This window comes from Mycobacterium sp. SMC-21 (assembly GCF_045310825.1).
Lineage (GTDB): Bacteria > Actinomycetota > Actinomycetes > Mycobacteriales > Mycobacteriaceae > Mycobacterium.
This window is the reverse complement of the sequence record NZ_JBJIAO010000109.1, coordinates 1-1,188: the sequence shown is the minus strand read 5'-3', so window position 1 is coordinate 1,188 and position 1,188 is coordinate 1. Positions and strand designations below refer to the sequence as shown.

1 rRNA gene is annotated in these 1,188 nt (G+C 55.0%); it reads right to left on the bottom strand.

Annotated elements, in window-relative coordinates:
• Nucleotides 1-10: 10 nt before the first annotated feature.
• A 23S ribosomal RNA gene (locus ACJH6H_RS29755) occupies nt 11-1,188 on the bottom strand; the annotation flags it as partial.

The window sequence follows — 1,188 nt, the reverse complement described above, 5'->3', positions numbered from 1 at the left end:
TTTTTTGGGTGTGTGTAAGTTTTCGGCCGGTTAGTGCCAGTTCCCTAAACTTATTGCTAAGTGTGCAGGTCTGGTCTATCGATCCCGTGGTCTGCGGGGGGCCTTATCCCTCTAAAAGGGTGAGAAACCTGGTCTTGGAAGAGGTTTCCCGCTTAGATGCTTTCAGCGGTTATCCTGTCCGAACGTAGCTATCCAGCGGTGCCCCTGGTGGGACAACTGGTAGACCAGAGGTTCGTCCGTCCCGGTCCTCTCGTACTAGGGACAGGTTTCCTCAAGTTTCTGACGCGCGCGGCGGATAGAGACCGAACTGTCTCACGACGTTCTAAACCCAGCTCGCGTGCCGCTTTAATGGGCGAACAGCCCAACCCTTGGGACCTGCTCCAGCCCCAGGATGCGACGAGCCGACATCGAGGTGCCAAACCATCCCGTCGATATGGACTCTTGGGGAAGATCAGCCTGTTATCCCCGGGGTACCTTTTATCCGTTGAGCGACACCCCTTCCACTCGGGGGTGCCGGATCACTAGTCCCGACTTTCGTCCCTGCTCGACATGTACGTCTCGCAGTCAAGCTCCCTTGTGCACTTACACTCAACACCTGATTGCCGTCCAGGTTGAGGGAACCTTTGGGCGCCTCCGTTACATTTTAGGAGGCAACCGCCCCAGTTAAACTACCCACCAGGCACTGTCCCTGGACCGGATAGACGGTCCGAGGTTAGAAGCCCAATACGATCAGAGTGGTATTTCAACAACGACTCCACACACACTGGCGTGTGCGCTTCACAGTCTCCCACCTATCCTACACAAACCGTACCGAACTCCAATACCAAGTTGTAGTGAAGGTCCCGGGGTCTTTTCGTCCTGCCGCGCGTAACGAGCATCTTTACTCGTAGTGCAATTTCGCCGAGTCTATGGTTGAGACAGTTGAGAAGTCGTTACGCCATTCGTGCAGGTCGGAACTTACCCGACAAGGAATTTCGCTACCTTAGGATGGTTATAGTTACCACCGCCGTTTACTGGGGCTTAAATTCTCCGCTTCACCCCCGAAGGAGTTAACAGGTCCTCTTAACCTTCCAGCACCGGGCAGGCGTCAGTCCGTATACATCGTCTTGCGACTTCGCACGGACCTGTGTTTTTAGTAAACAGTCGCTTCTCACTGGTTTGTGCCACCCCCTCCCGCTGCCGGCAGCA